The organism is Leifsonia sp. LS1 (assembly GCF_020521355.1).
Taxonomy (GTDB): Bacteria; Actinomycetota; Actinomycetes; order Actinomycetales; family Microbacteriaceae; genus Leifsonia.
In genome coordinates, this window is sequence record NZ_BPER01000003.1 from 335,812 (window position 1) to 356,039 (window position 20,228).

The window sequence follows — 20,228 nt, forward strand, 5'->3', positions numbered from 1 at the left end:
CCGAGCGTCTAGGCTGCCGTCATGCCACGTCTCTTCGGAACCGATGGAGTCCGCGGACTCGCCAACGGTAGCCTCACCGCCGACCTCGCGCTCGGCCTCGCTCAGGCAGCTGCTGCTGTCCTGACGCGAGGCCGCAGCGCGGAGGCACGGCGTGCCGCCGGCAAACGGCCGACGGCGATCGTCGCCCGCGACCCTCGCGTCTCGGGCGAATTCCTGTCTGCGGCGGTCGCCGCGGGCCTCGCCAGCTCGGGCATCGACGTGCTGGACGCGGGCGTCATCCCGACCCCCGCCACCGCCTTCCTCATCGCCGACTTCGACGCCGACTTCGGTGTGATGGTGTCCGCCTCGCACAACCCCGCGCCCGACAACGGCATCAAGATCTTCGCCCGGGGCGGCACCAAGCTGCCGGACGTGGTCGAGAACCGGATCGAGGAGCACCTCGATCTCGAGAAGCTCACCCCGACCGGCGCCGACGTCGGCCGTATCCGCCGCTTCGCAGACGCGGAGGACCGCTACGTCCTCCACCTCCTGGCGACCCTCCCGCACCGGCTCGACGGCATCCACGTCGTGCTCGACTGCGCCCACGGCGCGGCCGCGGGCATCTCGCCCGAGGTCTTCACCGACGCGGGCGCCCGCGTCACCGTCATCGGCGACGCGCCGGACGGTATGAACATCAACGACGGTGTCGGCTCCACGCACCTCGACAAGCTCGCGGAAGCGGTCCTCGCCGCCGGTGCCGATGTCGGCATCGCCCACGACGGGGACGCCGACCGCTGCCTCGCCATCGACGCCGACGGCAATGTGGTCGACGGAGACCAGATCATGGCGATCCTCGCGCTCGGCATGAAGGAGCGCGGCAAGCTCACGGACAACACCCTCGTCGCCACCGTCATGAGCAACCTCGGGCTGAAGCTCGCGATGCGCGACGCGGGCATCCGCGTCGTCGAGACCGCGGTCGGCGATCGCTACGTGCTCGAGGAGATGAACAAGAACGGCTACTCCCTCGGCGGCGAGCAGTCGGGCCACGTCATCATGAGCGAGTTCGCGACCACCGGCGACGGCATCCTCACCGGGCTCCACATCCTCAGCGAGATGGCCCGCCAGCGCAAGCCGCTTTCCGAGCTGGCGAAGGCCATGACCGTCTACCCGCAGGTGATGGTGAACGTGAAGGGCGTGGACCACCACGCCGTGCACACCGACGAGAAGCTGAAGGCGGCGGTCGCCTCTGCCGAGCAGTCGCTCGGCGACTCCGGACGCGTGCTCCTGCGCCCCTCGGGCACCGAGCCCCTGGTCCGTGTCATGGTCGAAGCCGCGGACCAGTCCACGGCCGAGCGCCTCGCCAACGAGCTCGCCGACGTCGTCCGCGAGCGGCTGACGGTCTGAGTTAACGACCCTCCTGCTGCCTCCGTGCGGCGATGTAGTCCAGGGCGGAGTACGGGCGGTCCACTTCAGGAAGCATGCCGTCCTCGGCCAGGCCGGTGACCAGGTCGGCGGGATCCATCGACAGTGTGATGGCCAACTGGACGATGGTCGTGAGGGTCGGGTTGCCGCCGCCGCGCTCCAGGCGGCCGTAGTTCGCCAGGTCGACGCCGCTCAGGTGGGCGATGTCGTACTGCGAGCAGCCGAGCTCCAGTCGTCGTGCGCGCAGTCGCGCGCCGAACAGGCGAGAGGCTTCTGAGCGCGTGCGAGGCATGCTCTCAGCCTTCGCGCCCCGGACCTAACGCACCAGAGGATTTGTACTGGAGGCGCAGGGGCCTGAGGTCTACAAGCAATATCGGCCACTCACTCCTGGGCCTTGCGCGCCGCGATGAAGTCGGCGACGGAGAAGGCGCGGTCGCGGTCGGGAAGCATCCCTTCGCCGTAGAGGCCGGCCAGCAGCTCTGCGGGGTCGGTGTCGAGCGCTGTCGCGAGTCGCACGATCGTGTGCAGCTCGGAGTTGGCTTCGCCGCGCTCGACCCGCCCGTAGTTCGTGACGTGCATCTCGGCGAGGTCGGCGATCTCCTCCTGGCTCATCCCGAGGGCGAGACGCACGGCGCGGACGCGCTCGCCGAACAGGCGTGCGGCGTGTGATCGAGGAGTTGGCATACTCCAGGCCTACGCGTCCCGCGCCTCCGAGACCAGAGTCCCCGCACGCGCGTCCTCTGCGCCTCAGGCCCTCACACCTCAGAGTTTGCGGAGCAGGACGGAGCTGACGGTGTGGTCGGCGTCCTTGCGGAGCACGAGCTTGGCGCGCGAGCGCGTCGGCCGGATGTTCTGCAGGAGGTTCGGCTCGTTGATCCGCGACCAGATGGACGCCGCCCGTGCGCGCGCCTCCTCCTCGGTGAGGTCCGCGAAGCGGTGGAAGTACGACTGGGGGTTCGCGAACGCGCCGCGCTGCAGCTTGAGGAAGCGCTCTTGGTACCAGCGCGCGATGTCCCGCGTGCGGGCGTCGACATAGACGCTGAAGTCGAAGAGGTCGCTGACGGCGAGACGGTTGCCGCCGCCGGCCGGCTGGAGCACGTTGAGCCCCTCGACGATCAGCACGTCCGGGCGCCGGACGACGATCTCGGCATCCGGGACGATGTCGTAGCTGAGATGCGAGTAGAACGGAGCGCGCACCTCGGGCGCACCGCTCTTGATCGCGGTCACGAACCGCAGCAGCGAGCGGCGGTCGTACGACTCGGGGAAGCCCTTGCGCTCCATGAGCCCGCGGCGCTCCAGCTCGGCGTTCGGGAGGAGGAAGCCGTCGGTGGTGACGAGCTCGACGCGCGGGGTGTCCTCCCATCGGGAAAGGAGCTCGCGCAGAAGGCGCGCGATGGTGGACTTGCCGACCGCGACGGAGCCGGCCACGCCGATGACGAACGGCGTGCGCTGGGAGCGCTCTCCGAGGAAGTCGCTGGTGACCCGGTGCAGCTGCCGGGCGCCGCCCGCGTAGAGGTTGAGGAGGCGGCTCAGCGGGAGGTAGACCTCCTCGACCTCGCGCATGTCGAGGGGGTCGCCGAGGCCGCGGAGCTGGACGATCTCCGTCTCCTTGAGGGGCAGCTGCGTGCTCTGTGCGAGCTCCGACCAATCGGCCCTGTCCAGCTCCACGAACGGGGTGCTGGCGTCGCCGCCTGTGGGTTCGCCGCGACCGGCGCCGTTGTCACGCATAGGCGACAAGTCTAGGCGGTGCCCCAGGTTAGAATCGGGTCCATGTGCGGAATCGTGGGGTACGTCGGTACCGACAAGAGCCTCGAGGTCCTCCTCGGCGGTCTGAAGCGCCTGGAGTACCGCGGCTACGACTCGGCCGGCATCGCCGTCATCGGCCCCGACGGCCGCCTCGGCACGGCGAAGAAGGCCGGGAAGCTCGCCGTCCTGGCCGGCGACCTCGACGCGCACCCCATCCCCGACGGCGCCACCGGCATCGGCCACACCCGGTGGGCGACCCACGGTGGACCGACCGACCGCAACGCCCACCCGCACCTGGGTGACGACGGCAAGCTCGCCGTCATCCACAACGGGATCATCGAGAACTTCGCGACGCTCAAGGACGAGCTGCTCGCCGACGGCTTCACCTTCGAGTCCGAGACCGACACCGAGGTCGCCGCCGTGCTCCTCGGCCGCGAGTACCGCACAACCGGTGACCTGGGCGAGGCGTTCCAGCGCGTCGTCTCGCGCCTCGAGGGCGCATTCACCCTCCTCGCCCTGCACCAGGATCAGCCGCACGTCGTCGTCGGCGCCCGTCGCAACTCGCCGCTGGTGATCGGGCTGGGCGAGGGCGAGAACTTCCTCGGCTCTGATGTCGCCGCGTTCGTCGAGCACACCCGCCGCGCGATGGCCATCGGCCAGGACCAGATCGTCACCATCACGCCGGACGCCGTGACCGTGACCGACTTCTCCGGCGCCCCCGTCGAGGTCGAGCCCTTCGAGGTCGCCTGGGACGCCTCCGCAGCGGAGAAGGGCGGCTGGTCGTCGTTCATGGCGAAGGAGATCGCCGAGGAGCCCGACGCCGTGGCCAACACCCTGCGCGGCCGGGTCGTCAACGGCGAGGTGCACATCCCCGAGCTCGAGGCGCTCGGCGACGCGTTCTTCACGGGGGTCGACCGCATCACGATCGTCGCCTGCGGCACGGCGGCGTACGCGGGCCTCGTCGGCAGCTATGCGATCGAGAAGTGGGCGCGCGTCCCCGTGACCGTCGAGCTCAGCCACGAGTTCCGCTACCGCGAACCCGTCATCACCGACGGCACCCTCGTGATCTCGATCAGCCAGTCCGGCGAGACGATGGACACCCTCATGGCCGTCAAGTACGCCCGCGAGGCCGGGGCGAAGGCCATCTCGGTCTGCAACACGCAGGGCGCCACCATCCCGCGCGAGTCCGACGCGGCCCTCTACACGCACGCCGGACCCGAGGTGGCCGTCGCGTCGACCAAGGCGTTCGTGGCCCAGATCGCCGCCCTCTACCTCTTCGGCCTGCACCTCGCCCGCGTGCGCGGCACGCTGCGCAGCGCGATGCAGCGCGACGCGGTGCAGGAGCTCTCCGAGGTCCCCGAGAAGATCGCCGCCGTGCTCGAGTCGCACGAGACCATCGCGCAGCTCGCGCGCTGGATGTCCGACACCCGCTCGGTGCTCTTCCTCGGCCGGCACGTCGGCTACCCGATCGCGCTGGAGGGCGCGCTCAAGCTCAAGGAGCTCGCGTACATCCACGCCGAGGGATTCGCGGCGGGCGAGCTCAAGCACGGGCCGATCGCCCTGATCGAACCGGGGCAGCCCGTCTTCGTCGTCGTGCCGAGCCCGCGCTGGTCGGACGAACTGCACAAGAAGGTCGTCTCGAACATCCAAGAGATCCGCGCCCGCGGCGCCCGAGTCATCGCGATCGCCGAGGCCGGCGATGCCGCGGTGCTCCCGTTCGCCGACGAGGTCATCCGTATCCCGCTGGCGGCACCGCTCTTCGAGCCGCTGCTGGCCGTGGTCCCCCTGCAGATCTTCGCGATGGAGCTGTCGGCGGCGAAGGGGCTCGACGTCGACCAGCCGCGTAACCTCGCCAAGTCCGTCACCGTCGAGTAGCGGGAGGCGGTCGGAACGTGATCGCCGGCATCGGCATCGACGTGGTGGACCTGGCGCGCTTCGCCCGGTCGCTGGAGCGGACGCCGAAGCTGCGCGAACGGCTGTTCACCGAAGCGGAGCGTGCGCTGCCGGTGCACTCCCTGGCCGCCCGCTTCGCCGCCAAGGAGGCGCTGATCAAAGCGCTGGGCGGCTCCGAAGGCGTGCGCTGGCACGACATGGAGATCGTCCCCGACGAGGAGAGGAACCCGGGTTTCGTGTTGCACAACGTGGTCGAGCGACAGGTGCGGGAGCGCGGGATCGCGCACATCCACGTGTCGATGTCGCATGACGCGGGCATCGCGACCGCCTTCGTGATCGCGGAGACCGCGCAGTGAGCGCCTTCCGCGAGCTCGAGGTCGACCTGGACGCCATCGCCTCCAATGTGCGGCGGATGCGTGCGCACGTGGGGACGCCGCACGTCATGGCCGTCGTCAAGGCGAACGCCTACGGACACGGCGCCGTCTCCGCCGCTCGCGCCGCTCTCGACGGCGGCGCGGACTGGCTGGGCGTCGCAGACCTGGACGAGGCGCTGCAGCTGCGGGAGGCGGGCATCGAGGCACCCGTGCTCGCCTGGCTCCACTCGCCCGACGAGGACTTCCGGCGGGCTGCGGCGGCCGGGGTGGATGTCGGCATCTCGTCGATCGCGCAGCTCGAGGCCGCGGCGCAGGCGGCGCGCCCCGGTGCGCCGATCGCGGTCCATGTCAAGGTGGAGACCGGGCTGAGCCGCAACGGGGTCGCCGAGGAGGAGTGGGCGGCGCTGTTCGGCCGGGCGCGCGTGCTCGAGGACGCCGGTGCGATCACGGTGCGCGGCATCTTCAGCCACCTCTCCAACGCGTCCGACGACGACGACCGCGCGGCGATCGCCGTGTTCGAGCGGGGGCTGGCGGTCGCCGCGGCGGAGGGGGTCGTCCCCGAGCTGCGTCACATCGCGGCCAGTGCCGCGGCGATCGCGCTCCCGGAATCGCGTTACGACCTGGTGCGTCTCGGGCTCTCGGTCTACGGCCTCTCGCCCTACGGCGCCGCCTCCGCGCGCGAGCTCGGCCTGCGCCCGGCGATGACCGTGCGCGGGCGGGTCGCGGCGGTTCGCCGTGTGCCCGCGGGCAAGGGCGTCTCGTACGACTACACGTACCGCACCGGGCAGGAGACGACCCTGGCGCTCGTGCCGCTCGGCTACGCGGAGGGGATCCCGCGCAGCGCGTCCAATGCGGCACCGGTCTCGATCGGCGGCCGCACGTTCCGGATCGCGGGGCGCGTGGCGATGGACCAGTTCGTCGTCGACGTGGGCGACCATCCCGTCGCCGTCGGAGACGACGTCGTGCTGTTCGGCGATGCCGCGGCGGGGGTGCCGTCGGCCTACGACTGGGCGGAGGCATGCGGGACGATCAGCTGGGAGATCGTGACCCGGCTCGACGGGCGAGTGGAGCGGACGTTCCGGGGCGGGCGATGAGCGAAGACAGGGGATTCCATCCGCCGGTGGAGCGGATCGTCGAGACCAGCGAGGGGATGCACACGCTCGGGATCGAGCTGGCGGGCATGCTCCGGCCCGGGGACCTCCTCGTGCTCTCCGGCCCGCTCGGCGCGGGCAAGACCACGCTGACCCGCGGCATCGGCGACGGTCTGGGGGTCCGCGGTCCCGTGACCAGCCCGACGTTCGTCCTGGCGCGCACCCACCCGAGTCTCGTCGGCGGCCCGCCGCTGGTGCACGTGGACGCCTACCGGCTGTCGAGTGCACTCGAACTCGACGACCTCGACATCGACTACGCGCGCTCGGTCGTCGTCGTCGAGTGGGGGAGGGGCATGCTCGAGGGAGTCGCCGAGTCTTGGCTGGAGGTCGCGATCGAGCGGCCGACGGGCGCGGGCGACTCGAGCGCACACGACGACGAACGGGAGCTGGACGCCGACGAACCCCGTACGGTCGCGATCACGGGTTTCGGGCCGCGCTGGAGCGAGCTCGCAGCCGACGGCTAGGCTGTGCACATGGGGGAATTCGCTGTGGAGGTCGGAGTGCTGCGCACCGCCGCGAGATCGGTGGACGATATCGCGGACGCGGCGACGGCGTCCGGAGACGTCGCGCATCCGTCGACGGTGGGGGACGACGGCCTGTCCAACGCCATCGCGTCCTTCGCCGCGAAGACGCAGCGCAGCTGGGCCGAGCGCCTGGCTGCGACCACGGCCCTCGCCGATGGCCTGCGTGCGTCGGCCGTCGAGTACGAGTCCGCTGACGGCGACGGCCGGGACGACGTCCGGTCGGCGGCGCGGGCGTACTGATGGCCGAGCTCGGACAGACGTCGGACCCGACGGCACTCGTGCCCGGATCGCTCGACAGCATCGACTCCGCGATCGCGCAATGGAAGAAGCGGGCCGCGACGGCCGACCAGGCCTCGACATCGTTGAACGCCCTCCCGGCTCCCGTCGGCTGGAGCGGCGCGGGCGCCGACGGGTTCGCGAGGCATCGGAAGAACGCCGCCGCACGCTGGGAGAGACTCTCGCACGCGTTCACGTCGGCGGCATCCGCGCTCGACGAGTACCGCACGGCGCTGCGCGCCGCGCAGAAGCGAGCCGGCCGGGCGATCGACCTGTGGGAGGAGGCCCGGCAGGAGACGGCGGCCGCGCTCGCCCCGGGTTCGGGCATGGTCGCACCGATCGTCACGGCGGACCCCGGCGCGGCCCTCCGCACGCAGGCGAAGCAGGTGCTGGCGGACGCCCGTTCCTCGGTCTCCCGCACGGCGTCGTCCGCCGCAGCGGCGATCCGCGCTGCGGCGGACGAGCCCGATCTCAGCGCGAAAGCGTGGGACGTGCTCTCCGATGCGAGCCTGACACCGAGGGAGGCGCTCGATGCGCTCGCCGGCGTCTCGGGCGACGAGCTCGCGAGGCTCCTGAAGGCGCGCCCCGACCTCGCCGGGCTGCTTCAGCAGGCCGACCCGCACGACGTGGCCCCCTGGTGGAAGATCCTCGACGCCCCGCAACGGGACGCCCTCATCCACGCCGCGCCCGCGGTGATCGGGAACCTCGAGGGCGTGGCGTACGGGGATCGCGACACGGCCAACCGTATCGACCTCGCGAACCAGCTCGCCGCTGCCGAGGCGGCTCTGACGAAGGCGCAGGAGCCGCTGCCGTGGTGGGCGCTGTTCGGCGGCGCGGGTGTCGTCGACGCGCACAGCCAGGACGTGGCGGACGCCCAGGCGCAGGTGGATGCCCTGAAGAACATCCTGGGTGCGGCGAAGACGCCGAAGGGCGGCGAAGGGCATTACCTCATCTCGTTGACGGACGACCGCCCTCCGCTCGCCGCGGTCGCGGTCGGCGACCTCGACACCGCGGACAGCGTCACATATGCCGTACCGGGAATGGGGACAACGACGGCGGGCATGCGGGGGTGGACGGAGGCCGCCGCCGCCATCCAGGCACAGCAGAGTGCCGTGGATCCCGGGCACTCCCACGCCGTCGTCGCCTGGATCGGCTACGAGACCCCGCCGATCCCTGGGCAGGGCGGCCTCGATGTGCTCGACACGAAGAAGGCCGAGGCCGGGGCCGTCAAACTCGAATCCGCCCTGGGCGGTTTCACCGCCTCGCGGGGGTCGAGTCCCGCGTCGCTCAACGTCGTGGCCCATTCCTACGGGACGACCACAGCCTCGATCGCCCTGACGGCCGCGGGAACGCACGTCGACTCGTTCGTCAGCGTCGGATCGGCCGGTCTGCCGTCCTCGATCGACAGCGCATCCGACATCCACGCGGACGCGGTCTACGCGGGCCAGGCGCGCAACGTGATCCCGGGCCTCGAGGACGGACAGGGCGATCAGTGGGCCTGGACCGGCCGCGACTTCGGCAATCACCCGGTGAATCCCGTGGATCCGTCGTTCGGTGCGCACACGTTCGGCACCGACTCCGGAACCGGGGGGACGGCTGTGACCGATCACGGGACCCATACCGATGGCGGCTCGGGCTATCTCGATCCCGGAACCGAGTCGCTCAACAACGTCGCCCTCGCCACGACCGGGCAGGGCGACCATGTCTCGGCCTACGTGCCGAAGGGACTGACACCTCTCCAGCAGGGCCTGGTGGATGGAGCGACGAGTGGTCCGTATTACTGAGCGGCGGGCCGGCGTCGTGATCGCCGCGGCGATCCTGGCAGCGCTGACCGGCTGCACCCCGACGAGCAAGGAGGCGACCATGACACCGCATGAGGCGCGCGACACCCTGGTGAAGACCATCACGGACACCGCGGCACGGCTGCCGGTCAGCGGGTGGACCGACAGCGGAGCCCCCAGCGTGACGGACTGCGATGCGAACGGCGCGGCGGGTGCCAAGTACGGGTACTTCTACCGTGCGTCGCCGGGCACGGACTTCGCCGGCGACGCCAAGACCGTCGCGGACTACTGGACGTCGCTCGGGATCAGCGTCCGCACGGTCACCGCGCCGGACACCGCGGTGTACGGCACCGGCGGTCCCGTCCAGACCATCAGCTTCCAGACGGCCCCGGGGGACTACGCGATCTCGGGCACCTCGCTCTGCGTGCCCGGCGATGTGGACACGCTCATCGACGAGCAGGCCGGCGACTGATGTCCATCGCGTTCCATCCCGAGCGGCACGAATCGATGCTGGCCGCGCTGGGGCGGGCGGCGGACCAGATCCAGGCCGAACTGGACACGCTCGACCGCGAGGCCGCCGTCCTTCGAGCGAGCTGGTCGGGGGAGGCGCAGCGGGCGTACGACACGGCGCACCGGGAGTGGACGGCCGCGCTGGCCGAACTGCACCGGGCCCTGACGGACGCCGCCCGAGCGGCCGACGCCGCCGGTGCCCGGCTCGCCCGGGCCGAGGCGACGGTGACCGCGCGCTGGAGCTGAGGCAGCGCGGCACGCGCGGACCCGCCTAGGCTGGAGGCATGCTCCTCGCCATCGACACCTCCTCCGGGACGAGCGTCGCCGTGGTCGACCGCGACGCCGGAGTGCTCTCCGAGGTCGTCGAGGCCGACACGATGCGCCATGCCGAGGTGGTCGGGACCCTCATCCGCGAAGCGCTGGACATCGCCGGGGTCCCCGTGTCCGCCCTCTCGGGCGTGGTCGCCGGGATGGGGCCCGGGCCGTTCACCGGCCTGCGGGTCGGGATCGCCGCGGCCAAGGCCTTCGCGGTCGGGGCGGGCCGCCCCCTCGTTCCCGTGGTCAGCCACGACGCCATCGCCGCCGAGCACTTCGGCTCCGGCGGTTCCGGACCGCTGCTCGTGGTGACGGACGCGCGGCGCCGCGAACGGTACTGGACCGCGTACAGCGGCCCCGACGAGCTGGGGCTCCCTGTGCGTCTGGACGGCCCCGGGCTGGCCAAGCCGGACCAGCTGCCGCACGCCGAGTTCGTCCGTGTCGACGCGGACGTCGTGAGCGCCGGCCGTCTCGGGATGATCGCCGAGGTCCGCTTCGCGAACAAGCGCCCCTTCGACCCCGACGAGCCGCTGTACCTGCGCTCGCCGGACGTGACCCCGTCCGCCGGTCCCAAGCGGGTGAGCGCGTGACGGCCTGGGAGCTGCGCCGCGCGACGGCGGCCGACGTGCCGGCGATCATGGAGCTGGAGCGCTCGACGTTCGTCACCGACGCGTGGTCCGAGCGGACCATGCGGTCGGAGGTGGCGGGCGAGCACGGCTACTACCTGGTGGCTTTCGAGCCCGGGGAGGAGAGCCGCATCGATGCGTACGCGGGTCTGCTCGCGCCGCGCGGCGCCGGCGAGGGCGACATCCAGACCATCGCCGTGGCTCCGCACGCACGACGACGCGGACTCGCCCGCGCACTCATGAACGACCTGATCGGGGAGGCCCGGTCGCGCGGCGCGCAGGAGATCTTCCTCGAGGTGCGGGACGACAATCCGGGCGCGCAAGCGCTGTACGTCTCGCTGGGTTTCGAGGAGATCGGCGTACGCCCGCAGTACTACCAGCCGGACGGTGTGGACGCGATCGTGATGCGTCTCGCCGTCCCGACCCCGGAGACGACGATCGCATGAACCGCGACGAACCCCTGGTCCTCGGCATCGAGACCTCGTGCGACGAGACGGGTGTCGGGATCGTGCGGGGAACGACGCTGCTCGCGAACACGATCGCCTCGTCCATGGAGGAGCACGCGCGCTACGGCGGCGTCGTGCCCGAGGTCGCAGCGCGGGCGCACCTCGAGGCCCTCACGCCGACCCTCCGAACCGCCGTGGCCGATGCCGGCATCGACCTGGCCGATGTGGACGCCATCGCCGTCACGAGCGGGCCCGGCCTCTCCGGCGCGCTCATGGTCGGCGTCGGCGCAGCGAAGGCGCTCGCCGTCGCGCTCGACAAGCCCCTCTACGCGGTCAACCACCTCGTCGGTCACGTCGGGGCGGACCTGCTCGACGCAGCGGGTGGCCCCGGTCACCCGGTCGAGCTGCCGACGATCGCGTTGCTGGTCTCCGGCGGTCACACGTCCCTCCTGGTAGTCAGGGATCTGGTCTCCGACGTCGAGCTCCTCGGCGAGACCATCGACGACGCGGCGGGGGAGGCCTTCGACAAGGTGGCGCGCGTGCTGGGCCTGCCGTATCCCGGAGGTCCGCAGATCGACCGCGTCGCGGCCGACGGCGACCCGCGCGCCATCCGGTTCCCGCGCGGGCTGACCAAGCCGAAAGACCTCGAGCGCCATCGGTACGACTTCTCGTTCTCCGGGCTGAAGACGGCAGTCGCCCGCTGGGTCGAGCAGCGCCAGGACGCGGGCGAGGAGGTGCCGGTCGCCGATGTCGCCGCCTCCTTCCGCGAGGCCGTCGTCGACGTGCTGCTCAGCAAGGCGGTCGCGGCCTGCCGCGACCACGACGTGCCCCGGCTCCTGCTGGGCGGCGGGGTCGTCGCGAACGCGCGGGTGCGTCAGCTCGCTGCGGAACGTACGCGCGAAGCGGGCATCGCGCTCCGCATCCCCGCGCTCTCGCTCTGCACCGACAACGGCGCGATGATCGCGGCTCTCGGCGCCCAACTCGTGATGGCGGGACACGCACCGAGCGAGCCGACGTTCGCCGCCGACTCGACGCTTCCCGTCACCGAGATCCAGGTGGCACGCTGAGTCGTTGACACGTTCCGACAGCGCTGGGACGATGGAATCGATACAGGGAGTTCCCAGAAACTCCCGTCTGAAGGAGATGCGGAACATGACCGATCCGAACGCGCCCGCCGGCCCCACGGACCCCGACGCCCAGAACGGAGTGGTCCCGCCCGCGGAGCCCGTCGCCCCGGCCGCCCCTGAGCCCACGCCCGCCGCCGCAGAGCCCACCCCGGCCGCACCCGCCGCTCCGGTTCCGCCCGCGGCACCCGCGTACACGCCTCCGCAGCCCTACGCTCAGCCGCAGGCTCCGCAGCAGCCGTACGGCCAGCAGCCGCAGGCGCCGTACGGCCAGCAGCCGCAGGCACCGCAGCAGCCCTACGGCCAGCAGCCGCAGCAGCCCTATGGACAGCAGCCGCAGCAGCCGTACGGGCAGCAGCAGGCGCCGTACGGCCAGCAGCAGCCGGCTCCGGGCTACGGAGCGCCGGCCTACGGACAGCCGGCCCCCGGCTACGCCCAGCCCTACGCCGCGCCGTCCAAGTCGCCGATCCTGAGCATCCTGTCCCTCGTCGGCGGCATCGTCGGCATCGTGCTCAACATCGCATGGGGCGTCGGCGTGCTCTTCGGAGTCGCGGCGGTCGTCCTCGGCTTCCTCGGTCGCAGCAAGGAGCCGCAGGCGAAGGGGTTCTGGCTCACCGGCCTCATCCTCGGCTTCGTCAGCATCGCGATCGCCATCATCGTGTGGATCGGGCTGGCGGTCCTCTTCGCCAGCTTCAGCGCCACCTACAACACCTACTGAGCGGACACGGCTCGCGCTGGCCGGGCGGCGTCAGAGCCGCTCGGCCAGCAGGGCGGTGTGCCGCCCGGCGATCCGAGTCAGGATCAGGGTCGCCGAGCGGTCGCCTGCGAGCGCCAGACGTCTGCGGAGCGCGGCGGGATCGACATCCACGCCGCGCTTCTTGATCTCCAGGGAGCCGACGCCGCGCTCGCGCAGGGCCCGCCTCAGATCCCGCTCCCCGTACGGCAGCGTCTCGAGCACCCGGAATCCGGCGGCGAACGGCGTCGGCATCGCGTGGTCCGTCGTGATGTAGGCGATGCCGTCGGCGACCATCCGGCCGTCCAGCTGCCGGGCGAGGTCGCCGATCAAGCGAGCGCGGATGACGGAGCCGTCCGGCTCGTAGACGTATTCGCCGAGTTCGCCGGTCTCGGCGTCTTCGCTGTCGCTCTCCGCCGTGAGCTCATAGGCCTCGTCGCCGCGCAGCACCAGCGCGGCGCGGCGGATGTGCGACCGCGCGAGCGCACCGAACCAGAGGCCGAGCTCGACGACCTGCCCGTCGGACGAGATCCACTGCGCCTCGGCGTTCGACGGGATGAGGTCGCGATCGAATCCGGGGCCCAGCTTGAGCCCGACCGACCGGCCGGTCGCGAGTTCGTAGGCGAAGCCGAGCGAGGGTGTGTAATCGTCGGGGTCGGTGAGCCGCTCGGTCTGCGTGTGGCCGGCGGTGCGACGCGCGGGGTCGAGGAAGACGGCGTCGACGCCGCGCAGATCGGCGTCCTCGGCGCGGCCGTGCACCACCGTCGCGTTCGGGAACGGAGCCAGGTTGTACGCCGCGATCGCGGCCGTGACCTCGTCGGCCTCGACGGCCGTCACGTCCAGCTCGATCGCCGCGACGGCGAGGGCGTCGCCGCCGATCCCGCAGCCGAGGTCGGCGACGCGGGTGAGGCCGGCCGAGCGGAAGCGGCCCGCATGCCGGGCGGCCACCGCGAGACGCGTCGCCTGTTCGAGGCCGGCCTCCGTGAAGAGCATCCGGGAGGCGAAGTCGCCGAATTTCGCGACGGCCTTCCGCCGCAGCTTCGACTGCGTCAGCACAGCGGCCACGAGGCCGGGGGCGTGGCCCTGCTTGCGCAGATCCGAGACGAGCCGGACCACGTCCTTCTCCGTCTGGTACGGCGGAAGGGAGTCGAGCAGCCGGAGCCCCTCCGGGCTCAGCAGTTCGAGGAATTCGGACCGGTCCATGACCCTCACGCTACCTCCTGGCACTCACGTTGCGTGACTGCTAACGCACCCTCTAGACTCCTGTTAGCACTCGCAGTGCGAGGCTGCTAATCACGTCTTCTGTCAAGACACCGTTCGTCATAGGAAAGGGGTCAACGTGTCGGTCTCCATCAAGCCGCTCGAAGATCGCATCGTCATCAAGCAGGTCGAGGCTGAGCAGACCACTGCGTCCGGTCTGGTCATCCCCGACACCGCCAAGGAGAAGCCGCAGGAGGGCGAGGTCGTCGCCGTGGGCCCCGGCCGCATCGACGACAACGGCAACCGCATCCCCCTCGACGTCGCCGTCGGCGACAAGGTCATCTACTCCAAGTACGGTGGCACCGAGGTCAAGTTCGGCGGCGAGGACTTCCTCGTGCTCTCGGCCCGCGACGTGCTCGCGGTCGTCGTCCGCTGACGCACCCCGCTCCACGATCGGCCCGGATGCCTCTGGCATCCGGGCCGTCGTCGTTCGTCGGCCGCTGTGGCTAGAGTCGGTCGGGTGGCACCACCTTCTCCCCGCGCGGCCGACCACCGCACCTCCGGACTGATCTTCGCCCTCTCCGCACATGTGCTGTGGGGTGTGCTGACCCTCTACTTCATCGCCCTGGCTCCGGCCACCGCGTGGGAGATCGTCGCCTGGCGGGTCGTGTTCTCGCTGGTCTTCTGCGCACTTCTGCTGACCGTCACGCGGGCGTGGCGTCCGTTCATCGGGCTGCTGCGCACCCCGCGCATCCTGTTCACGATGGCGCTCGCCGGAGCCCTCATCTACGTCAACTGGCAGACGTACGTGCTCGCCACCGTGACCGGCCACGTCGTCGAGGCGGCTCTCGGATACTTCATCAACCCGATCGTCACCATCCTGCTCGGGGTGCTTGTGCAGCGGGAGGGGCTGCGCCCGGCTCAGTGGGTGGCGGTCGGGCTGAGCGCCGTCGCGGTGGTCGTGCTGGCGGTCGGCTACGGGGCGTTCCCGTGGATCGCGCTGGTGCTCGCCTTGTCGTTCGGGCTCTACGGGCTCATCAAGAAGCGCGTCGGCCCCGCCGTCGACGCGGTCTCCGGCCTCACTCTCGAGACGATGTGGCTCACGCCTGTCGCGGTGGTGCAGCTCGTCGTCGTGGGCATGACCATGGGCATCACTCTCGGGGCGTACGGCGTCTGGCACGCGGTCGCACTCGCCGGCGCGGGCGTGGTCACGGCGGTGCCTTTGCTGTTCTTCGCGGCGGCGTCGCGTCGCCTCCCCCTGGTGTACATGGGCTTCGTGCAGTACATCACCCCGCTCATCCAGTTCCTCGTCGGCGTGTTCGTGCTCCACGAGGCGATGCCGCCCGAGCGGTGGCTCGGATTCGGGATCGTCTGGCTCGCACTCGTCGTCCTCAGCGCCGACATGATCCTCTCCGCTCGCGCCACGCGCCGGGATGCGCGGCTAGCGTAGGGCCGTGGCCATCTCGACCGACTTCGACGAACTCGACTCCCGTATCGCGGCGGCGCTGCAGGCGAACGGCCGTGCCAGCTGGGGGCTCATCGCGACCGTGCTCGACGCCCCCGTGCGCACGGTCGCGCGCCGCGGGCAGCGACTGCTCGACGTGGGGGCCGTGCGCGTCTCCACCTACCTCGACACGACGATGGTCGGCGACGCGCGTCCGCTCGTCATCCAGATCGGAACTCGACCCGGGCACGCCGTCGCCGTCGCGCGTGCCCTCGCCACCCGCACCGACGCCTCGAGCGTGTCGGTGCTGGAGAGCGGAGCCGACGTGATCTGCCAGCTGATGCCGCGTACCCCCGAGGACAGTGCGCGCCTGGTCGTGGAGGACCTCCCCGAACTCGATCACCTGGTCTCCGTGCGCGTCGGGACAGTGCTCAAGTACTTCCGGTCCGGGTTCGACTGGACCGCCATCCCTCTTCCGCCGGCCGTGCTCGCGCACCTGCGCAACGGCGTCAGCGACACGCCGCGTGCCGGGGGACGGATGGTCCTCTCCGCCGACGACGACCGACTCGTGGCCGTGCTCGCAGAGGATGGCCGCGCGACGGCGAGCGATGTCGCCGACCGCATCGGCGTCACGCCGCCGACCGTGAAGCGGCGACTCGACGCACTGCTGGCGGCGGGAGTCCTCCATGTGCGCACCGAGATCAGTCCGGCTCTGCACGGGCTGCGTGTCGAGGCGCTCACCTGGCTCCAGGTGTCTCCGGATCGGGTCGAGGAGGTCGGCGCCGCGCTCGGCCGGCACCCGTCCGTCCGCTTCTGCGCGGCGTGCACCGGGGCGACGCAGGTGCTGGTGGACTGCGTGGTGGAGGACGAGCACGCGCTCTACCGGTTCCTCACCGAGGATGTCGCGGCGCTCGGCGTGACGCAGGCGCAGACCTCGGTGGTGCTGCAGCCCGTCCGTCGCGGCCCGATGCTCGTCTCCGATTCAGTGGATATGGCTGATTTGTAAACATCTTGTTGCAGAAGTGGCCGAAAGCGTAGTTTTTGATTGCGATAGTGGCCGTTAACGCATAACCTCACTTCAACTACTGGAGAGAGGGCGGCAATGCGCGACACCTGGCAGGATGAGGCGGAGAACCTGGAGTGGGACACTGCGCCGCTCATCGGCGGCCGCCGGCTCCTCTCCGACGCCGCCGCCGGGTTCGACCTCGTCAGCCCGCGCGACGGAGCGGTGCTCGCGACCGTCGCCGACGGCGTCGCCTCGGACGTGGATGCCGCGGTGCGTTCCGCGCGCGCCGCGTTCGACGGTGGCGCATGGTCCCGCTGCGCTGCCGTCGAACGCGGACGCACGCTTGTCCGGTTCGGCGACCTCGTCGAAGCCAACGCCCGAGAGCTCGCCCTGCGCATCTCGCTCGAGATGGGGAAGCCCGTCCAGGATGCCCTCGGAGTCGAGCTGCGGGCGGTGGCACAGTGCCTGCGGTGGTACGGACAGCTCGCCGACAAGCTGTCGGACGAGGCCCCCCAGGCGACCCCCGATGCCCTCGCCCTGGTGACGCGCGAGCCGGCCGGGGTGGTCGGAGCCGTCGTGCCGTGGAACTTCCCACTGACGATGACCGCCTGGAAGCTCGGCCCCGCGCTCGTCGCGGGCAACAGTGTCGTACTGAAGCCGGCCGAGCAGACCAGCGTCTCCGCCCTGCGTCTGGCCGAGCTGGCGCTCGAGGCGGGACTGCCCGCGGGCGTGCTCAACGTGGTACCGGGCCGCGGGGACACGGTCGGCGAGGCTCTCGGTCGTCATCCCGGCGTCGACGTCCTGACGTTCACCGGCTCCGTCGGGGTCGGACGCCGCTTCCTCCTCTACTCGGCGGAGTCGAACGGCAAGCGGGTGTGGCCCGAGCTCGGCGGCAAGTCGGCCTCGGTCGTCCTGAGCGACGCCGACGTGGAGGCGGCCGGCCGCACCAGCGCCTGGGGTGCGTTCTACAACCAGGGTCAGATGTGCAGCGCGTCGTCGCGCATGGTGGTCCTGCGGGACGTGCACGACGCGGCCGTGGAGGCGGCCATCGCCCAGGCGGTCGCGATGGCGCCGGCCGACCCGCTGGCGGGGGACGCCCCGAGCGGGGCCGTCGTCAGCGAACGGCAGCTCGAGCGCATCCTGGGCTTCGTCGACCGGGCGCTCGCCGACGGCGCCGTTCTCGCGGCCGGGAGCGCCTCCCGCTACGACATCGGCACGGGGAAGGGCAGCTACGTCGCCCCGATCGTGCTCACCGGCGTACGGCCCGAGATGGAGATCGCCCAGGCGGAGGTGTTCGGACCGGTGCTCTCCGTCCTCGCGGTCGACAGCGTCGACGAGGCGGTCGCTGTCGCCAACGGCACGCCCTTCGGCCTCGGCGCCGGTCTCTGGACCCGCGACCTCTCCGCGGCCCACCGTGTGTCCCGTCGTCTCCGCGCGGGGACCGTCTGGGTCAACTGCTACGAGGAGGGCGACATGTCGATGCCCTTCGGCGGCGTGGGGGACAGCGGATTCGGCCGGGACAAGGGCGCCCACGCCGTCGACAAGTACACGGATGTGAAGAGCACCTGGATCGAGCTGGGCGCATGACCGGGCCGATCATCGCCGTCACGGTCTGGCGCCGGGCCTTGCCGACCGTCCTCGGCGCCCGGACGGACCTGTACACGCTGGGCGGCGAGTACGCCGACAGCGTCCAGGCCGCCGGCGGCATCCCCGTGCTCGTTCCCGATGTCGTCGAGCCGGACGCCGTCGCGCTCCTCCAGCGCGTCGACGGCCTGCTGCTGTCCGGAGGCCAGGACGTCGCGTCCGGCTCGCGGGATGCCACCGAGTCGGCGCTCCTCAGGGAGGCCCAGCGGCTCGGGATGCCCGTCTTCGGCATCTGTCGCGGCCTCCAGGTCCTCAACGTCCACCGCGGCGGCACGCTCGTCGACGACCTCCCGCACACCCCGGACCACCCCGCTGTCGGGCGCGGGGAGGAGCGGCTCAGCCGGCACCGGATCGTGGACGCTGCCGGCTGGGTCGCGGATTCCCTCCCCGACGACGGCATCGTGAACTCGATCCATCACCAGGCGATCGATCGTCTGGGCGCCGGTCTGTCCATCGCCGCCCGTGCCGACGACGGGACCGTCGAGGCGGTCGCCGGCACGGACGTCTCACGTTTCCTCCGCGCGGTGCAGTGGCACCCGGAGAAGATGCCGGGCCCGGATGGGCGCGCGCACGCGACGCGCCTGCTCGCGCCCTTCATCGCGGCGGCCGATTCCTATCGCCGACGCCCCGCTGCCATCCAACAGAGAAAGGAGTTCGTGTGAGCACGACCCCCAAGCGCATCTTCCTCGAGTTCGAGGGGGGACCGCGCGCGGAAGCGACATTGCTGCTCGACGCGGCGCCCCGGACCGCCGAGGCGATCTGGAGCGCACTGGAGTCGCCCGTGAGTGACGATGTCATGCACGCGATGTACGCCGGACCCGAGATCATGTTCGGGCTGCCGCAGAGCGCGCAGACGTTCGACCCGACCGCCCTCCCGGCGGAGAACCAGCAGGTCATCCCCGCGGCGGGCGACCTGGTCTGGTTCTTCCAGCCGAAGGAGCTCATGGCCGGGCTGGACTTCGAGCTGTGGGAGGTCGGCATCTTCTACGGCAAGGGCGGCCGGATCTTCGGCCCGCTCGGCTGGACACCCTGCACCATCTGGGCGTCGATCACCAGCGGACTCGAGGAGTTCGCCGCGGCGTGCCAGGAGACCCGCACCATCGGACTGAAGAAACTCACCATCGGGAGAATCGAATGACGATCACACGTTCACGGCTCCGCGGCCCCCTCGCCGCGGGCATCGGCATCGCGGCTGCAGCAGCCGCGCTGCTCACCGGCTGCAGCAGCGGCACGGCATCCTCGTCGGGCACCCCCTCCGCCGGCTCCTCGGCCGCGACGGTGAAGCTGCCCGACGCATTCGCCGGCAAAGACCTGGTGGCGCCGGCCGTCACCGGGTACCCGCCCTACGCCTACCTCGACGGCGGCAAGATCGTCGGCATCAGCACCGACCTCGCCACCGCCGTCGGCGGCCCCTGGGGCACGAAGGTGACCCTCAAGCAGGATTCGTTCGAGAACGCGCTCCTCGGCGTCAACAGCGGCACGTACTTCGGTGCGTTCGGCGCCGACGTCACAGCGGAGCGCGAGAAGACCTTCGACCAGGTCTCCTTCCTCGAGGACCATTACCAGTTCATGGGCCTGAAGGGCGCCGACCTGGGGTCGAGCCTGGACGACCTGTGCGGCCTGAAGATCTCCGTCGTCGCGGCGGACAGCGCCATCCCGGTGCTCCAGGAGCAGTCGACGAAGTGCACCGCGGCCGGCAAGCAGGCGATCAGCGTCCAGACCTTCGCCGACCAGGGGGCGGCGACCCTCGCCGTCAGCAGCAAGCAGGTCGATGCCACGACGGCGACGCTGACGAACCTCGGGTACATTTCGAAGCAGTCGTCGGGTCAGTTCACCATCGGCGGCCCGAAGTACCAGTTCGTCCTCATCGGTATCGCCACTAAGAAGGGCAACGGGATGGCGCAGGCGCTCGCCGACTCCATCAACGAGCTCATCGCGAACGGCGAGTACACGAAGATCCTCAAGAAGTACGGGGTCGAGGGCGACGCCATCGACAAGGCAGAAGTCAACCCGAACCCCAACGTCGGAGAGTAG

24 protein-coding genes are annotated in these 20,228 nt (G+C 71.0%); 20 read left to right on the forward strand and 4 right to left on the reverse strand.

All coding sequences use genetic code 11. The annotated features are described in order from the left end of the window. The first annotated feature begins 21 nt into the window (after nucleotides 1-21). Nucleotides 22-1,383, forward strand: coding sequence for a phosphoglucosamine mutase (gene glmM / locus LLS1_RS07850; RefSeq protein ID WP_226654521.1), 1,362 nt, complete (start codon nucleotides 22-24; stop codon nucleotides 1,381-1,383). A gap of 1 nt (nucleotide 1,384) precedes the next feature. On the opposite strand, the gene LLS1_RS07855 is transcribed toward glmM, so the two are convergent. The 3 genes from LLS1_RS07855 to coaA all read right to left on the reverse strand — a co-directional run bounded on the left by LLS1_RS07855 (nucleotide 1,385) and on the right by coaA (nucleotide 3,129). Then, a complete protein-coding gene (locus tag LLS1_RS07855; protein ID WP_226654523.1) occupies nucleotides 1,385-1,693 on the reverse strand; it encodes a helix-turn-helix domain-containing protein in 309 nt (102 codons plus the stop codon). Nucleotides 1,694-1,782: 89 nt separating this feature from the next. Next, entirely contained in the window at nucleotides 1,783-2,085 is a 303-nt protein-coding gene (locus tag LLS1_RS07860; protein ID WP_226654530.1) for a helix-turn-helix domain-containing protein, read from the reverse strand. Nucleotides 2,086-2,163: 78 nt separating this feature from the next. After that, on the reverse strand, nucleotides 2,164-3,129 hold the full coding sequence (coaA, locus tag LLS1_RS07865; protein ID WP_223357853.1) for a type I pantothenate kinase: 966 nt from the start codon (nucleotides 3,127-3,129) through the stop codon (nucleotides 2,164-2,166). Between the two features lie 42 nt (nucleotides 3,130-3,171). Between coaA and glmS the strand changes: the two genes are divergently transcribed. From glmS to LLS1_RS07925, 12 genes are all read left to right on the forward strand, one after another. After that, a complete protein-coding gene (gene glmS, locus LLS1_RS07870; protein WP_226654532.1) occupies nucleotides 3,172-5,022 on the forward strand; it encodes a glutamine--fructose-6-phosphate transaminase (isomerizing) in 1,851 nt (616 codons plus the stop codon). Between the two features lie 17 nt (nucleotides 5,023-5,039). Beyond that, a complete protein-coding gene (locus tag LLS1_RS07875) occupies nucleotides 5,040-5,396 on the forward strand; it encodes a holo-ACP synthase (protein ID WP_223357851.1) in 357 nt (118 codons plus the stop codon). After that, on the forward strand, nucleotides 5,393-6,508 hold the full coding sequence (gene alr / locus LLS1_RS07880) for an alanine racemase (RefSeq protein ID WP_226654534.1): 1,116 nt from the start codon (nucleotides 5,393-5,395) through the stop codon (nucleotides 6,506-6,508). Before LLS1_RS07875 ends, alr begins: the two co-directional genes overlap by 4 nt. Further along, complete coding sequence (gene tsaE, locus LLS1_RS07885; RefSeq protein ID WP_226654549.1) at nucleotides 6,505-7,029, forward strand: tRNA (adenosine(37)-N6)-threonylcarbamoyltransferase complex ATPase subunit type 1 TsaE; 525 nt, start codon at nucleotides 6,505-6,507, stop codon at nucleotides 7,027-7,029. The genes alr and tsaE overlap by 4 nt, the downstream gene beginning before the upstream one ends. 9 nt (nucleotides 7,030-7,038) lie before the next feature. Next, nucleotides 7,039-7,329 (forward strand): hypothetical protein, encoded by a 291-nt coding sequence (locus LLS1_RS07890; RefSeq protein ID WP_226654551.1) that lies wholly within the window; start codon nucleotides 7,039-7,041, stop codon nucleotides 7,327-7,329. Beyond that, nucleotides 7,329-9,149, forward strand: coding sequence for an alpha/beta hydrolase (locus LLS1_RS07895; RefSeq protein ID WP_226654553.1), 1,821 nt, complete (start codon nucleotides 7,329-7,331; stop codon nucleotides 9,147-9,149). Before LLS1_RS07890 ends, LLS1_RS07895 begins: the two co-directional genes overlap by 1 nt. Next, the gene (locus LLS1_RS07900; protein ID WP_223357846.1) at nucleotides 9,133-9,618 is read left to right on the forward strand and encodes a hypothetical protein; all 486 of its coding nucleotides are present in this window, start codon (nucleotides 9,133-9,135) and stop codon (nucleotides 9,616-9,618) included. Before LLS1_RS07895 ends, LLS1_RS07900 begins: the two co-directional genes overlap by 17 nt. Then, nucleotides 9,618-9,902, forward strand: a complete 285-nt coding sequence (locus tag LLS1_RS07905; protein WP_226654555.1) for a WXG100 family type VII secretion target — start codon at nucleotides 9,618-9,620, stop codon at nucleotides 9,900-9,902. Before LLS1_RS07900 ends, LLS1_RS07905 begins: the two co-directional genes overlap by 1 nt. 38 nt (nucleotides 9,903-9,940) lie before the next feature. Beyond that, nucleotides 9,941-10,561: a tRNA (adenosine(37)-N6)-threonylcarbamoyltransferase complex dimerization subunit type 1 TsaB gene (gene tsaB, locus LLS1_RS07910; protein ID WP_226654563.1), complete on the forward strand. Its 621-nt coding sequence runs from the start codon at nucleotides 9,941-9,943 to the stop codon at nucleotides 10,559-10,561. Beyond that, on the forward strand, nucleotides 10,558-11,043 hold the full coding sequence (rimI, locus tag LLS1_RS07915; protein WP_226654565.1) for a ribosomal protein S18-alanine N-acetyltransferase: 486 nt from the start codon (nucleotides 10,558-10,560) through the stop codon (nucleotides 11,041-11,043). The genes tsaB and rimI overlap by 4 nt, the downstream gene beginning before the upstream one ends. Continuing rightward, on the forward strand, nucleotides 11,040-12,110 hold the full coding sequence (gene tsaD / locus LLS1_RS07920) for a tRNA (adenosine(37)-N6)-threonylcarbamoyltransferase complex transferase subunit TsaD (RefSeq protein WP_226654567.1): 1,071 nt from the start codon (nucleotides 11,040-11,042) through the stop codon (nucleotides 12,108-12,110). Before rimI ends, tsaD begins: the two co-directional genes overlap by 4 nt. 85 nt (nucleotides 12,111-12,195) lie before the next feature. Further along, nucleotides 12,196-12,885: a DUF4190 domain-containing protein gene (locus tag LLS1_RS07925; RefSeq protein ID WP_226654569.1), complete on the forward strand. Its 690-nt coding sequence runs from the start codon at nucleotides 12,196-12,198 to the stop codon at nucleotides 12,883-12,885. 30 nt (nucleotides 12,886-12,915) lie between these two features. Here the strand turns inward: LLS1_RS07925 and LLS1_RS07930 are convergent, their stop codons facing one another. Beyond that, a complete protein-coding gene (locus LLS1_RS07930) occupies nucleotides 12,916-14,103 on the reverse strand; it encodes a class I SAM-dependent methyltransferase (RefSeq protein ID WP_226654570.1) in 1,188 nt (395 codons plus the stop codon). A 136-nt stretch (nucleotides 14,104-14,239) separates the two neighbouring features. Here LLS1_RS07930 and groES point away from each other — a divergent pair, with 136 nt between their 5' ends. The 7 genes from groES (at nucleotide 14,240) to LLS1_RS07965 (ending at nucleotide 20,228) form a co-directional block, all read left to right on the forward strand. Then, a complete protein-coding gene (groES, locus tag LLS1_RS07935) occupies nucleotides 14,240-14,536 on the forward strand; it encodes a co-chaperone GroES (protein WP_223357839.1) in 297 nt (98 codons plus the stop codon). 84 nt (nucleotides 14,537-14,620) lie between these two features. Continuing rightward, a complete protein-coding gene (gene rarD, locus LLS1_RS07940) occupies nucleotides 14,621-15,550 on the forward strand; it encodes an EamA family transporter RarD (protein ID WP_226654572.1) in 930 nt (309 codons plus the stop codon). A gap of 4 nt (nucleotides 15,551-15,554) precedes the next feature. Continuing rightward, on the forward strand, nucleotides 15,555-16,550 hold the full coding sequence (locus LLS1_RS07945) for an Lrp/AsnC family transcriptional regulator (protein ID WP_226654574.1): 996 nt from the start codon (nucleotides 15,555-15,557) through the stop codon (nucleotides 16,548-16,550). Nucleotides 16,551-16,646: 96 nt separating this feature from the next. Continuing rightward, a complete protein-coding gene (locus tag LLS1_RS07950) occupies nucleotides 16,647-18,137 on the forward strand; it encodes an aldehyde dehydrogenase family protein (protein WP_226654577.1) in 1,491 nt (496 codons plus the stop codon). Next, nucleotides 18,134-18,856, forward strand: coding sequence for a gamma-glutamyl-gamma-aminobutyrate hydrolase family protein (locus tag LLS1_RS07955; RefSeq protein WP_226654578.1), 723 nt, complete (start codon nucleotides 18,134-18,136; stop codon nucleotides 18,854-18,856). The genes LLS1_RS07950 and LLS1_RS07955 overlap by 4 nt, the downstream gene beginning before the upstream one ends. Continuing rightward, nucleotides 18,853-19,332, forward strand: a complete 480-nt coding sequence (locus LLS1_RS07960) for a DUF3830 family protein (protein WP_223357834.1) — start codon at nucleotides 18,853-18,855, stop codon at nucleotides 19,330-19,332. The genes LLS1_RS07955 and LLS1_RS07960 overlap by 4 nt, the downstream gene beginning before the upstream one ends. Continuing rightward, nucleotides 19,329-20,228 (forward strand): transporter substrate-binding domain-containing protein, encoded by a 900-nt coding sequence (locus tag LLS1_RS07965; protein WP_226654580.1) that lies wholly within the window; start codon nucleotides 19,329-19,331, stop codon nucleotides 20,226-20,228. Before LLS1_RS07960 ends, LLS1_RS07965 begins: the two co-directional genes overlap by 4 nt.